The following is a 13,067-nucleotide window of genomic DNA, read 5'->3' on the forward strand; positions in this document are numbered from 1 at the left end:
TCCCAACTGGCACCATATACATGCTATCCCACTCGCTCAAGCAGTGCCTTTCCTGAGTCTTTGGGAGAATGGCCAAACGCTTCTTGAGAGGTACTCTCTAGGTTAAGACTAGAATCTCATTATTAAAAAACACACCTATATCGCAGACATTTTCCTGACTTTCACCATTACATACTGTCCCACTCGCTCAGTCAGCGCCCTTCCTGAGTCTTTGGGAGAATGGCCAAATGCTTCTTGAGAGGAACTCTCTTGGCTGAGACTAGATCTCCTTTATAGAATAACCCCACCTAAATCGCGGACATTTCCCCAATCGGCACCATATACATACTGTCCCACTCGCTCAGCCGGTACCTTTCCTGAGGCTTCGGGAGAATGGACAAGCACCTACAACATGTAAAAAACGCTATCAGCTTACACTGAATAGCGTCCCAGGAACTCGCCCATGGCCTCGCTCAATCGCTCCATGCCGCGATGGATGATCGCAGGCTCTGCAAATGAGAAGTTAAGACGAATCGTATTTTCTTTCTCATTACTCACGTAGAACGCTTCTCCTGACACAAAGGCAACCCCCTTGCCAAGCGCGCACTTAAGCAAGGCTTGTGATTCCAAGCCGTCAGGCAGCTTAACCCAGATGAACATACCGCCCTGCGGCAGCTTCCATTCGGCATCCTTCCATACTTGATCATGCTGAAGATGACTCGCCATCGTCTCCATCCGTTCTTTGTATGCTTGTGTGATCTTAAGAATATGCTCATCGATTGAGAAGGAGTTCAACTTCATCAGTTCTGTCAAAATGTGCTGGTCCAAGACACTGGAATGCAGATCAGCGGACTGCTTGCCGCGCGCCATCATCCGAATCACTCGCTTATCTGCTGCAGCCCACCCCGTTCGCAGACCTGGCGCAATAATTTTGCTATATGTGCTCGAATATACAACAATTCGATCCTTCACAGTTCCTTCAAGCGCGGCAATTGAGGGAACAGCATCACCACTATAGCGAAGATCACTGTAAGGATCATCTTCAAATATTAAGGTTTCATACTGACGGCACAGCTCCAGTAAAGCCATTCTCCGCTCAAGTGACCACACTCGTCCAGTCGGGTTGCTGAAGGTCGGTACCACATATACAAACTTAGGCTTATGAGCCCTCAGCTTGGCTTCTACATCAGATGGAATCATGCCATCTTCATCACTCTTCACGCTAATAATTTTAGCTCCATACAGCCTCAATACTTGCAAGCAGGCCAAATATGTAGGATTCTCTACCAACACGACGTCACCAGGATCAATCATCGTCTTCGCTAACAAATCAATGGTCTGCTGGGAGCCTGATGTAACGATAATCTCATCTATTGCAGATCGAATGCTGCGATGAACTGTCATCCCGTTTGCGATCATGTGACGAAGTGCAAAGGAACCTTCCGTTATACCGTATTGGAGCACCTGTGGTCCTTGAAGAAATACGCGTTCTGCAGCTTGCTTAATGGCCTCTATCGGAAAATGCTCTTCCGCAGGCAGTCCCCCAGCAAATGAGATTATATCCTGACCCTGAGTCATTGATAATATATCACGCACCGCTGAGCTTTCCAGCCCTTTCATACGACTCGAAAATGCATACATCCAACACCCCTCCATGCCATAAATTCGATAATCGATACCTTTCAGCAATTCCTAATACAATTGTGAACACAATCTTTAATTTTGGAGTCTTATTCAAATAGTTGTCACATGTAAGCGCATCCGTTATCATATTAACCATAAGATCAATTCTATGCGCAGGGTTATTCCCGCATTATTTATCAATGATGATGACACCTTGAACCCCCTGCTCTTAATAGTTAGTCTATGAGGAGGAACTTCATATGAGCAGTTATATATTATCTATCGATCAAGGAACTACGAGCACAAGAGCAGCGCTTGTAGACACTCAAGGTCGCATTATCCACATTGCACATCAAGAAATCAATCAGATCTATAGTCATCCCGGCTGGGTGGAGCATGATGCCGAAGAATTGCTCTCATCCGTTAATATCGTCATCGCTCGCTGCTTGGAGGAAGCTAACGTACCGCCGTCATCTATTGCAGCTATTGGCATTACGAATCAACGAGAGACTACCATCGTCTGGGATAAATCGACAGGCAAGCCAATTGGACATGCAATCGTATGGCAATCGCGGCAGACACAACCTATCTGCCAAGCACTAAAGGAAGCTGGCTTAGAACAACTGTTTCGTGAACGCACGGGGCTTGTTATTGATCCGTATTTTTCCGGGACGAAAGTAGACTGGCTGCTTAATCAGCATGAGGGAGCTCGAGAGAAAGCCCTTCGAGGTGAATTGCTATTCGGAACTGTTGACACTTGGCTGATCTGGAACCTTACCGGCGGTAATACACACGTTACTGATCGATCGAATGCTTCACGAACGCTCATGTACAATATTCACACGCACGATTGGGACGATGAGCTGCTCGAGCTGCTAAACGTACCGCGGGTGATGCTGCCTAATATATGCGGCAATGCGGAATTGATCGGTTCCATATCTGGTCATGCACTTCTTCCGGATGGGACACCGATCAGCGGCGTCGCGGGCGACCAGCAAGCCGCCTTGTTCGGGCAAGCATGCTTCAAGCCTGGAATGGCTAAGAATACATACGGAACCGGCTGCTTCCTGCTAATGAACACGGGAACCGAGGCCGTCGTATCTGATCACGGCCTGCTTACATCCGTCGCGTGGGAGCTTCAAGGAGAAATTAACTATGTGCTCGAGGGAAGCATCTTCGTTGCAGGCTCTGCCGTACAATGGCTGCGTGACGGACTTAAGCTGATTCAGACCGCTGGTGATTCCTCCACCGCGGCAGCATCTGTCGCTTCGTCCGAGGGCGTCTACGTCGTACCTGCCTTTGTCGGACTCGGAGCCCCTTATTGGGAGAGCGATACGCGCGGCGCGATCTTCGGTCTGACGCACGGCACGAATGAATCACACCTCATTCGCGCGACACTAGAAGCCATCGCCTATCAATCAAAGGATGTTCTGCAGGCAATGGAGCAGGATGCCGGCACCTCGCTATCCACACTCCGTGTTGACGGAGGTGCAACCGCGAATGATTTCCTGATGCAATTCCAGAGTGATATCCTGAGCGTTCCCGTGCAGTGCGCATTGAATCAGGATACTACTGTGCTGGGCGCGGCGTATCTCGCTGGTCTCGGAGTCGGCATCTGGCAGGATGTATCTGAGCTCGAGGCATGCTGGCAGGCGAGCAGATCCTATTCACCACAGATGGCCGCGAACGAACGCGAACAGCTATATGCGGGTTGGAAGCGTGCGGTTCGCGCTTCAATCGCCTACTAATACAACAAAGAGGCTGTGAGACTAAGCGTCATACCCGCTAGCATCTCACAGCCTCTTTACTTATTTTAATGGGAGCCACTTCAATACATGTTGAATGTGCTCGTCCCAATATTCCCAGGTATGGTCACCTGGACCCTCATGGTATTCATGCTCGATACTCGTGTCACGCACAGCCTCGAGAAACTCCTGATTCTCTGCATACAGAAAATCCTCTGTACCGCAGCATTGATACAGCTTAGGCTTCGGCCCCTCAGCCTTGTCACAGGTTTGGAGCAGATGCAGCAAATCTTCCTCCGTGCCCTTCGGACTTTCTTCACCATATATAAGCTTGAAGTCGTTCGAGAACAAGGCAGCATCCTCGCGGCTAGCTACATTCAGCGCGCCTGACAAGCTCGCGGCAGCCGCGATTGAATCAGGTCGGCGAAGCGCCCACTTGAATGCGCCGTATCCTCCCATAGACAAGCCTGCGACAAATGTATCTTCTCTCCGCTCAGACAGCGGGAAGAATTGACGAGACAGCGCAGGCAGCTCTTCCGATAAGAACGTCCAGTAACGATATCCGTACTTCATATCCGTGTAGAAGCTGCGATGGACTTGCGGCATCACAACCGCGATCCCCATGGATGAAACGTAACGCTCGATTCCCGTTCGACGCAGCCAGATGGAATGATCGTCTGACAAGCCATGAAGCAGATACAAGGTCGGATACTTCCCCTTGCGTGCTGCCGCACCTTCCAGTCCAATCTGACTGGTCGTCTCCTGCGGCAATATTACGGTCATCGTTGTATTAAACCCTAACGCTTCTGAATAAAAATGACACTCCATTAAAGCCATAGTATGTACCCCTCCGCTAGAAAGAATAATAGCCAAAAATATGTATAACATGGTCTGCTATCTTTGGTTGTACGGTACTCTCAACAAAATGTCAATGAACAATCTATTATTCTCCAGCAATAACATTCATCTTTCATCATTTTCCATTACTTACCTCTTTGAAATTAGTAACTTCCAGCTGCTTACACTCGTCTAAAACAGCATGCTATTAAACTGTCATCTCGATCTGAAGATGGAAATATCCCGTCTTCTTTTGTCAATATAGGGCAAACATGATAGAATAGTAGGACAATTTTGAAGTAAAAGAGTCAGTATTAGCCAACTCTTGTCAGAGGTGATTGCGATGAATTCTGCCGTAGAAGCCGAGCAAACAGCTACGCGCAGGGGCAACAAGAAGAACAAAGAGGTTCGCCCAGGAGTATTCTTGCTCTTCTGGGTCGTTATGATCGCAATTGGTGTCACAACGGCCTATTACTACAGTCAACACATGAAGCAGTCGATGCTTCAACAGCTTGAAGCACAAACTGCCGCACAGATTCAGGAAGTTCAAGCTTCTTACGAGAAGCAATTGAAGGATATTGATGCTAAGCTTACTCAGCTTCAGAGCAAGGTAGATTCCTTTAACGAGCTGCTGACATTTACCAAGGATAACGCATCCGATAAAACTGACAACAGCAATAAGCTGTACACGCAGTTGAATGCAGTGATGAAGCAGCTGGACGCTCTCAAGAAGGAGATGGATCTACTGAAGTAAGCGAGGGAATGCATGATGAAAGTTAAAGTGATCAACCGTACCTTTATGATGATTACGGCGCCGTTCATAGGAATGATCATCTGGATGTTCATCTCTTCTTTAACGGTCGCGATGGAGCCCGTCAGTGTGAAGCTTCCCGCTGATGATACCATTTTCGAGAAGCAAGCCGCCATATCACAAGAACTGGATAAAGCCGCTGACATAGCCTCCTATACGATAGACTCCGTCAAACGTGTCTCCACATTGTACAAAGAGACGACGAACACGATGAATCAGATCGTCAATACTGCATCAGCTCTAGCGAAACGCCCGGAAGCTATCTACAATAAACGAATAACGGCCAAGCTCGGAACCCCTGTCGATCGTGTGAACAGCGACAAGATTACAGCCGAGCTGTACAAGCTGTATCAGCCGACATATTCAGGGTATGCGATGAAGGTCAATCTTAAGGACCCTAAAGCGATGAAAATGACGCTTGGGAAGGATAAATTCGGCGGGGCAGAAACGACACTTGCGGCTGCTAACCGTTACGGCGCAGTAGCAGGAGTGAATGCTGGCGGATATGCTGAGAATGACGGGACCATATATCCTCTTAGCACGACGATGATGAACGGCAAGTATTTGAACGGCTTTGAGCCCAGCTTTAAGGACTTGTCCTTTGTCGGTTTGAACTCAGTCGGTAAGCTGATTGGCGGAAAGTTCTACGATCAAGCCGATCTCGACGATCTTAATCCGATCTTTGGCGCTACCTTTGTGCCGCATCTGATTAATGACAGTGTTATGCTGCCAATACCAGCCAAGTGGAGCAATTCACGCGCGCCGCGCACGACAATCGGGAATTACAAAGATGATCAATTGCTCATTATGGTTGTCGATGGTTATGATGAGAAGGGCGGTTCCGGGGCAACACTAGAGGAAATGCAGCAGAAGATGCTCAATCTCGGAGTAACAGATGCTTATAATCTTGATGGCGGGGGTTCTTCTACGCTCGTCTTCAAAGGCAAGGTAGTTAACCATCCGTCTGACGGTCAAATGCGTAAATTACCAACACACTTTTTGTTCTTTGAATAATGTCATTGCATCAATACAGTGCTAAACCAACATTAATGGATAAACATTACATAATTCACACGTTTTACATTTATTTTTTGGAATGAATTGGGTATAATGTTATCAATCCATTGGGGGTGTGCACTTCATGTCAATGACATTCGTCATTATTATGCTGATTCTCGTAATGTTTCTGCTTGCCATCTTCACTGCCGGCTATAACGAAGACAAGACAAGCGGTCTATAAGCGCTCGACACAAGTGAAGCCTCCCTGTTCAGGGAGGCTTCTTTCATATCTCAGTATAGATGCTTGCTCTGTCGCTTATAGCTGCGTCAAGATGATCGGGCCTTCCGCTGTAATCGCGATCGTGTGCTCATACTGTGCAGATAACCCTCCATCCACTGTTCGAGCAGTCCATCCATCTTTATCGATCTTCGCATGATAGCTGCCTGTATTCAACAATGGCTCAATCGTGAAGACCATGCCTTCTTTGATGCGCGGGCCTTTTCCAGCAGGTCCGACATGCGGTACCTGCGGATCTTCGTGCATCGTGCGTCCAATTCCGTGTCCGATAAATTGACGAACAACGGAGAAACCTTGTGACTCCGCATACTTCTGAATCGCGAAGCCGACATCTCCAATTCGGTTCCCGATAACAGCCTGCTCGATACCGAGAAACAGACATTTCTCAGTTACCGTGAGCAGCTTATCCGCCTGCTCCGAAACTTGGCCAACTCGATAGCTCCAAGCGGAGTCAGACAGTCCTCCGTCAAGATTGACGACCATATCGATCGTTACGATATCGCCTTCTTTCAGAGGCTCATCTTTCGGAAAGCCGTGGCAGATTACATCGTTAACGGATGCACAGGTTGCATAAGGGTAACCGTGATATCCTTTTTGCTCCGGCGTTGCTCCTCTATCTCGCATATATTGTTCACAAAACTGGTCAATTTCGGCTGTTGTGACACCTGGCTTGATCATATGCTGAAGCTCCTGATGGATCTGAGCCAACAGCTTACCGGATCTCCGCATATGCTCAATTTCTTCTTTACTCTTATAATAGATCATCTTCATTCCTCCTTCTCCCATCATAACCGAAGTCATGATGTCAGAGACCTTTCTTAACGAATAGTTTATGCAAAAAATAGCGCTATTGAATATGAGAAGCACTATTCTCTATTCTACCAACAATCAAGCTCTTCATGTATGAAAAAAACATAAAGAAGAGGCATTCCCAGTCATTAGCAAAAGCTAATGGGACTGCCCCTACCTTTTTACCTACCCAATCCGCATGATTCACAACTTAACGCGGCAAATGTGCCATATCCATCATACATTGCGTACATATGTAACGCTCTTTAAACTCGGAGACCTCTTCCATCGAACCGCAGAACACACATTTTGGACGATAACGTTCCAATATGATGTGATCACCCTGTACCAGTATTTCGACAGGATCCCCTTCGTTCATTTGGTAGCGCTTGCGCAAAGATTTTGGTAAAACAATGCGTCCCAATTGATCGACTTTTCGGACAACACCGGCAGGTTTCATCAGTTACACCTCTCTCGTATAGTTCTTCTATTATGATTTCCTTTGAGAACTCTGCCCCTACTAATTCGCTAAATGGGCAAGAATCCCTGCTGAAAATAGTAATAAAAACTCATTTCATGTCATTTATATCGAAAAAAGTGTACTTAATGCTCCACAATCACATGCTGTGTAACTGCAATTCAAAAAAAATAAACGAATCAGATAAGAAATCATGTTGGGGTTCTAGTTGTCATATCCTATCTGATTCGTTATTTAGCTAGTCATTCATACCCAAGCTGGAATCATTCCATACCAGGAAAATCCAGCTGCCTCAGCGCTTCATATACAATGATCGCTGCTGAATTGGACAGGTTAAGCGAGCGAACCTTATCCGTCATCGGCATGCGTATGCAGGTCTCGCGATTCATGGCAAGCAATTCCTCAGGCAATCCCTTCGTTTCCTTGCCGAAGACGAAGAAGTCGCCATCCTGGAACTGAAAGTCACTGTAGCGTTTATCTGCTTTCGTTGTCGCATAAAAAAAACGCGCTCCCGCGTACTTTTCTTGTACTTCCAAAAACGAGTCATGATATTCAATCTGTACGGCATACCAATAGTCGAGTCCTGCACGCTTTAACGTGCGATCATCCGTATTAAACCCGAGCGGTCTTACCAAGTGCAGATGAATGCCCGTTGCCGCGCATGTACGCGCGATGTTGCCCGTATTCGCCGGAATCTCCGGTTCAACCAGCACAATATGTAGAGCCATCTGTGTTCACCTCACATTCATCCTTTTTATTATACATCATATGGCAACGCTTGTCAGTTTACTCAACTTGGATAAAGCTGCACATCACGAAATAAAAACAATTTTATGAATTTCATAATTTTGTCAAAATTAAATTATTTTATTATAGAACTATTCGAGTATAAAACTAATATGGTAATATATTCTAAATGAACCATGAGATGCAGGAGTGAACCCTATGAGCAATTACAAATCGCATATCGATCGTTACATAGCAGCCCATTTCAACGTTACCAAAAGCATCTCCTTGATAATCGAACAGCTGCACCCGAAAGACATTACCAGCGAACAGTTTCAAGTGTTAAACATTCTGCATGAACGCAAGAGCTGCACCTCAACTGAATTAGCAGCCGTGTACTTGGTTGGCAAGAGCTCCATTACTGCCATCATCAATCGCTTGGTCGATCGCGGTCTCGTCTTGCGTACTCCTAATTCGCATGATCGCAGACAGATTGACCTCTCCTTAACAGAGGCTGGCCTGGAAGCATTTCAACAGGTTGAAGCACAATTCGTCGCCATGATCTCTAAATGGTTGGTTCATTTTGAACAAGAGGAGATCGAGAGCTTCATTTCCAATTACGAGAAACTGGCTCACATTATTAGTAAAGGGAGTGTATGAGGATGAAAATGGTTTTAAAGGCGAGATGGTTTATCATGCTCGTCTGGATCATCATAGCCGCAGCGCTCATGCTGACCGCCCCTTCGTTGAGCGAGTTAGTCAAGGAAAAAGGCAATCTAACCGTGCCGGAAGAGTACTCTTCCTCACGGGCCGCACAGCTGTTGAACGAAGCAGCCGCTGGTACTGAAAATGAGCATGAGGCTTCCATCGCTCTCGTATTCCATCATCCTGACGGCCTCATCTCAGAAAGCAAGGAGCAGATCCAAAAGGCTATTCAGGATCTCGAGCAGAATAAAGCGAAGCTTCATGTCGTCTCCATTCTGGACCCGTACAGCTCCCCAGAGCTTGAACAGAAGCTGATTGCCAAGGATGGCAAGACGGTGTTGACTTCGATTACGATCTCAACTGCCGAAGCCGATGCCATAGATGTTCAAGCTGGGTTGAAGCAAGCTTTGGAATCATCTCCTGTCGAACACTACATGACGAGCAACCATCAGATCGAACATGATCAGATCGTCAGCTCGCAGGAAGGGCTCAAGAAGTCGGAATTCATCACCCTCATCTTTATATTAACGATATTGTTCGTCGTATTTCGCTCAGTCGTAGCGGCGTTTATTCCTCTGCTGACAATTGGACTGAGCTATCTGATCTCCCAATCGATTGTCGCTATACTCGTAGACACCGTAGACTTCCCATTATCCACCTTCACGCAAATCTTTATGGTAGCCATACTCTTCGGTATCGGTACTGACTACTGCATCCTGCTTATCAGTCGTTACAAGGAAGAGCTCGCGCGGCATGAACATACATGGGATGCGATAAGCGCTACTTACCGTTCAGCGGGCAAGACGGTCATGTTCTCCGGTCTAGCCGTACTGATCGGCTTCTCCGTTATCGGCTTATCGCAATTTATTCTGTACCGTTCGGCGGTGGCAGTAGCCATCGGCATCGCAGTCATGCTGCTGGCGATCATGACCGTTGTTCCGTTCTTCATGGCCGTCTTCGGCAAGAAGCTGTTTTGGCCGGCTAAGAGATCGTTGGAACATCGCGAAAGCCGAATATGGGGCGCTGTCGGCTCCTTCTCCCTTAAGCGTCCTTGGGCTGCGCTGCTGATCGTCGCAGCTGTGACGATCCCGCTTATCTTGACGCACAGCGGCAAGGTTTCCTTTAACAGCTTAGAGGAAATTAGCGACGACTACGAATCCGTCAAAGCCTTTAATATCATCTCGGAGAGCTTCGATCCTGGCGAAGCGATGCCGACTCAGGTCGTCATAAAGAGCGACAGCGCGCTGTCCATCTCGGAATATACGATCTTAGCTGAGCGCGTCAGCCGCGAGCTCGCCAAGGTTGAAGGCGTAAGCAGCGTACGAAGCTTGAGCCGCCCGGCAGGCGAGCCTATCGCTGAATTTCAAATCGCAGAGCAGGCCAAGAGCCTTGAAGAAGGCTTGAATCAAGGTAAAGAAGGACTGAACAAGATTCAAGCTGGATTATTGCAAGCTGCGGCTTCATTAAAGACGAATGAACCGCAAATCAAACAGGCGGTGGACAGTGTTGGCGACTTGAACAAGGGCACCACCGCATTGAAGTCAGGTATCCAACAGCTGAACACCGGCCTCTCGGAGATTGAAAAGGGCATACGCAGCGGCTCCACTGGCGCAAGCAAGCTGAAGGACGGCTTGCAGCAAGCGAAGCTTAGCGCGCAGCAGTTAGCGAGCGCGCATGAGAAGCTGCTGGCCAGCTATCGGCAGCTTGGCGGCGGACTGGAGCAGCTTCAGCAAGGCGTCAAGCAGATTGAGACACAGCTGGGCGGAGCCTCGCAGGCGCTGGTAAGCCTTAATGAGCGGTTCAGCAATCTAGAGAGCCGTTATCCCGCTCTGCTGACGGATGAAGATTACTTGACGATTCGCGGTACAATCAGTGAATCGAGCAAGGGCTTTGAGCAGCTAGCAGGAGCCTTATCGCAGTCCTCCGCGAGCCTAGCCCAGCTGAGTGAAGGCATGAAGCAGGCGAATGCTGGATATGCGGAAGCGGCTGCCGGGCAGTCACAGCTCGCGAGCGGGCTCAGCTCCATCGTGGCAGGACTGGAGCAGCTGGCATCCGGGCTGGACGAAGCGGCTTCTGGACAACAGCAGATCGTCACCAAGATCCCATCCATTGTGACGGGGCTTGAACAGATTCAGCAGGGGCAGGCACTGCTGGCAGGCGGCTTCTCCGAATTCGGCAGCCAGCTGAATGAGCTTACATCCGGGCTCGAGCAGAGCGCGAATGGCATCGGGCAGATCTCAGGCGGGCTCACATCTGCCAACGATTATGTGCGGCAGATTCAATCATCGTCTGACAGCGAGCTAGGAGGCTGGCTCGTTCCGGAAGAAGCGCTGCAGAACGAAGCCTTTATGCAGGCAGCAGATATGTATGTGTCTAAGGATCGCAAATTGATGACCTTGGACGTCGTATTTGCAGAGAATCCTTACGGCTCGCAAGCGATTGAGCAAGTGGATCAACTCCAGACCGCCGTTGACCGCAGCTTGAAGAACAGCTCATTGGAGCAAGCGGAAACCGCAATCGGGGGGGTATCCAGCACCTACAACGACTTGAAGCATATGTCCGGCGAGGATTACAACAGAACTGTAATGCTAATGATGGCTGGTATACTGCTCATCTTAATCGTGCTCATGCGTTCATTTATTATACCGCTGTACTTGATTCTGTCCTTGCTCGTTACCTACTATGCTTCGCTCGGAGTGACAGAGCTTGTCTTCGTAGATCTGCTCGGCTACTCCGGCATTACATGGGCAACGCCATTCTTCGGATTCGTCATGCTGATGGCGCTCGGTGTCGATTACAGCATCTTCTTAATGGACCGTTTCAATGAGAATAAGCATATGAAGGTTAAGGATGCTATCCTATACGCCATGCGCAATATGGGCACGGTCATCATATCGGCGGTCGTCATTCTGGGAGGTACCTTCGCCTCATTCTATCCGTCCGGCGTATTGTCGATGATGCAGATTGCAACCGTTGTGCTGACGGGCTTAATCCTGTATACCTTCTTGCTTCTGCCATTCTTCATTCCGGTGATGGTGAGAGTGTTCGGATCCGCCAATTGGTGGCCGTTTACGGCAAGCGAGCAGAGCAGTCCGAAGCAAAGGAAACAGAGTGCGTAAATCTTACTTTACGATGGCTGTCCGATAGGAATCGAAAATTTAACACCACGTTTACGTTACTTTAACATGCCGCTGATAAACAGCCTTCATAATGGAGACATCTGATATTCCTGATATGTGAATGGGATGTTATCCGTAGGAGGTCGCGATGAAGCCTAAAATATTGGTCGTTGACGATGAACCGTCAATCTCGACTCTGATCGAGTACAATTTAAAATTAGCTGGCTATGAGGTATTATGCGTTTTTAACGGCGAAGCTGTATTTGATGTGCTGCCTCTATTTCGACCGAATCTGATCATCTTGGATCGCATGCTTCCAGAATCAGACGGCTTCGAGGTATGCCGCAAGCTGCGCGAGCAGCAGAATATGGTTCCTGTTATTATGCTTACTGCAATACAGGATATTGAGGATAAGATCGCCGGCTTAGATATCGGCGCTGACGATTATATGACTAAGCCCTTCAGCTTAGGCGAGCTGCTGTCCAGGATAAGCGCAATCCTGCGCAGAGTTCGCTCCCTTCCTGCATCAGACGGCGGTCATGTATACGAGATTGGCAATCTGACGGTGAAAACTGATTTGCGGGAGGTACTGCTGGATGGACGCGCGATCGAGCTCACACCGAAAGAGTTCGAGCTACTGGCTTTCCTCTGCCGCCATCGCGGCAAAGTGCTAAGCCGCCAACAGCTGCTCCATGAAGTATGGGATTACCACTTCGTCGGCGATACCCGGATCGTGGATGTACACATCAGTCATCTGCGCGATAAACTCGAGAAGAACGCTCGCAATCCAGAGTATATTAGGACGATTCGCAATGTCGGATATAAGCTGAAAGAACCGTCAAGGCTGCACAGCTTTGTCTAGGGCTGGGGCTGGAGCATCGTTAGAGCATCACTATAATTGCATTGCTTCTATTCCTCATTATCGGTTCGAGCAGGAGGGGGCGCCTAGCCCCCTGAC

Annotated in this window: 11 protein-coding genes; 6 read left to right on the forward strand and 5 right to left on the reverse strand. The window is 48.3% G+C overall.

Annotated features, from left to right (window positions below):
• Window positions 1-411 precede the first annotated feature (411 nt).
• Entirely contained in the window at window positions 412-1,620 is a 1,209-nt protein-coding gene (locus AC3WTP_RS05075) for an aminotransferase-like domain-containing protein (protein WP_492393500.1), read from the reverse strand.
• A gap of 242 nt (window positions 1,621-1,862) precedes the next feature.
• Here AC3WTP_RS05075 and glpK point away from each other — a divergent pair, with 242 nt between their 5' ends.
• Window positions 1,863-3,350, forward strand: coding sequence for a glycerol kinase GlpK (gene glpK, locus AC3WTP_RS05080; protein WP_492393501.1), 1,488 nt, complete (start codon window positions 1,863-1,865; stop codon window positions 3,348-3,350).
• A 60-nt stretch (window positions 3,351-3,410) separates the two neighbouring features.
• Here glpK and AC3WTP_RS05085 read toward each other — a convergent pair whose 3' ends face one another.
• On the reverse strand, window positions 3,411-4,184 hold the full coding sequence (locus AC3WTP_RS05085; protein ID WP_492393502.1) for an alpha/beta hydrolase: 774 nt from the start codon (window positions 4,182-4,184) through the stop codon (window positions 3,411-3,413).
• A gap of 343 nt (window positions 4,185-4,527) precedes the next feature.
• Here AC3WTP_RS05085 and AC3WTP_RS05090 point away from each other — a divergent pair, with 343 nt between their 5' ends.
• Together AC3WTP_RS05090 and AC3WTP_RS05095 are read left to right on the forward strand one after the other, a co-directional pair.
• Window positions 4,528-4,938 (forward strand): hypothetical protein, encoded by a 411-nt coding sequence (locus AC3WTP_RS05090; protein ID WP_492393503.1) that lies wholly within the window; start codon window positions 4,528-4,530, stop codon window positions 4,936-4,938.
• Window positions 4,939-4,950: 12 nt separating this feature from the next.
• On the forward strand, window positions 4,951-6,009 hold the full coding sequence (locus AC3WTP_RS05095) for a phosphodiester glycosidase family protein (RefSeq protein ID WP_492393504.1): 1,059 nt from the start codon (window positions 4,951-4,953) through the stop codon (window positions 6,007-6,009).
• 301 nt (window positions 6,010-6,310) lie between these two features.
• Here the strand turns inward: AC3WTP_RS05095 and map are convergent, their stop codons facing one another.
• From map to trmL, 3 genes are all read right to left on the reverse strand, one after another.
• Entirely contained in the window at window positions 6,311-7,057 is a 747-nt protein-coding gene (map, locus tag AC3WTP_RS05100) for a type I methionyl aminopeptidase (protein ID WP_492393505.1), read from the reverse strand.
• A 235-nt stretch (window positions 7,058-7,292) separates the two neighbouring features.
• On the reverse strand, window positions 7,293-7,541 hold the full coding sequence (locus AC3WTP_RS05105; protein WP_492393506.1) for an AbrB/MazE/SpoVT family DNA-binding domain-containing protein: 249 nt from the start codon (window positions 7,539-7,541) through the stop codon (window positions 7,293-7,295).
• A 281-nt stretch (window positions 7,542-7,822) separates the two neighbouring features.
• Window positions 7,823-8,287: a tRNA (uridine(34)/cytosine(34)/5-carboxymethylaminomethyluridine(34)-2'-O)-methyltransferase TrmL gene (gene trmL / locus AC3WTP_RS05110; protein ID WP_492393507.1), complete on the reverse strand. Its 465-nt coding sequence runs from the start codon at window positions 8,285-8,287 to the stop codon at window positions 7,823-7,825.
• 217 nt (window positions 8,288-8,504) lie between these two features.
• Between trmL and AC3WTP_RS05115 the strand changes: the two genes are divergently transcribed.
• The 3 genes from AC3WTP_RS05115 to AC3WTP_RS05125 all read left to right on the forward strand — a co-directional run bounded on the left by AC3WTP_RS05115 (window position 8,505) and on the right by AC3WTP_RS05125 (window position 12,971).
• Window positions 8,505-8,945 (forward strand): MarR family winged helix-turn-helix transcriptional regulator, encoded by a 441-nt coding sequence (locus tag AC3WTP_RS05115; RefSeq protein WP_492393508.1) that lies wholly within the window; start codon window positions 8,505-8,507, stop codon window positions 8,943-8,945.
• Between the two features lie 2 nt (window positions 8,946-8,947).
• Window positions 8,948-12,109: an MMPL family transporter gene (locus tag AC3WTP_RS05120; protein WP_492393509.1), complete on the forward strand. Its 3,162-nt coding sequence runs from the start codon at window positions 8,948-8,950 to the stop codon at window positions 12,107-12,109.
• Between the two features lie 148 nt (window positions 12,110-12,257).
• A complete protein-coding gene (locus AC3WTP_RS05125; protein WP_492393510.1) occupies window positions 12,258-12,971 on the forward strand; it encodes a response regulator transcription factor in 714 nt (237 codons plus the stop codon).
• Window positions 12,972-13,067: the final 96 nt, after the last annotated feature.

Source organism: Paenibacillus sp. EB106-04-04-XG159 (assembly GCF_058791835.1).

Coding starts and splice junctions, on each gene's coding strand:
- AC3WTP_RS05075 (WP_492393500.1), bottom strand. CDS start 1,620: ATGTATGCATTTTCGAGTCGTATGAAAGGGCTGGAAAGCTCAGCGGTG.
- glpK (WP_492393501.1), top strand. CDS start 1,863: ATGAGCAGTTATATATTATCTATCGATCAAGGAACTACGAGCACAAGA.
- AC3WTP_RS05085 (WP_492393502.1), bottom strand. CDS start 4,184: ATGGCTTTAATGGAGTGTCATTTTTATTCAGAAGCGTTAGGGTTTAAT.
- AC3WTP_RS05090 (WP_492393503.1), top strand. CDS start 4,528: ATGAATTCTGCCGTAGAAGCCGAGCAAACAGCTACGCGCAGGGGCAAC.
- AC3WTP_RS05095 (WP_492393504.1), top strand. CDS start 4,951: ATGATGAAAGTTAAAGTGATCAACCGTACCTTTATGATGATTACGGCG.
- map (WP_492393505.1), bottom strand. CDS start 7,057: ATGATCTATTATAAGAGTAAAGAAGAAATTGAGCATATGCGGAGATCC.
- AC3WTP_RS05105 (WP_492393506.1), bottom strand. CDS start 7,541: ATGAAACCTGCCGGTGTTGTCCGAAAAGTCGATCAATTGGGACGCATT.
- trmL (WP_492393507.1), bottom strand. CDS start 8,287: ATGGCTCTACATATTGTGCTGGTTGAACCGGAGATTCCGGCGAATACG.
- AC3WTP_RS05115 (WP_492393508.1), top strand. CDS start 8,505: ATGAGCAATTACAAATCGCATATCGATCGTTACATAGCAGCCCATTTC.
- AC3WTP_RS05120 (WP_492393509.1), top strand. CDS start 8,948: ATGAAAATGGTTTTAAAGGCGAGATGGTTTATCATGCTCGTCTGGATC.
- AC3WTP_RS05125 (WP_492393510.1), top strand. CDS start 12,258: ATGAAGCCTAAAATATTGGTCGTTGACGATGAACCGTCAATCTCGACT.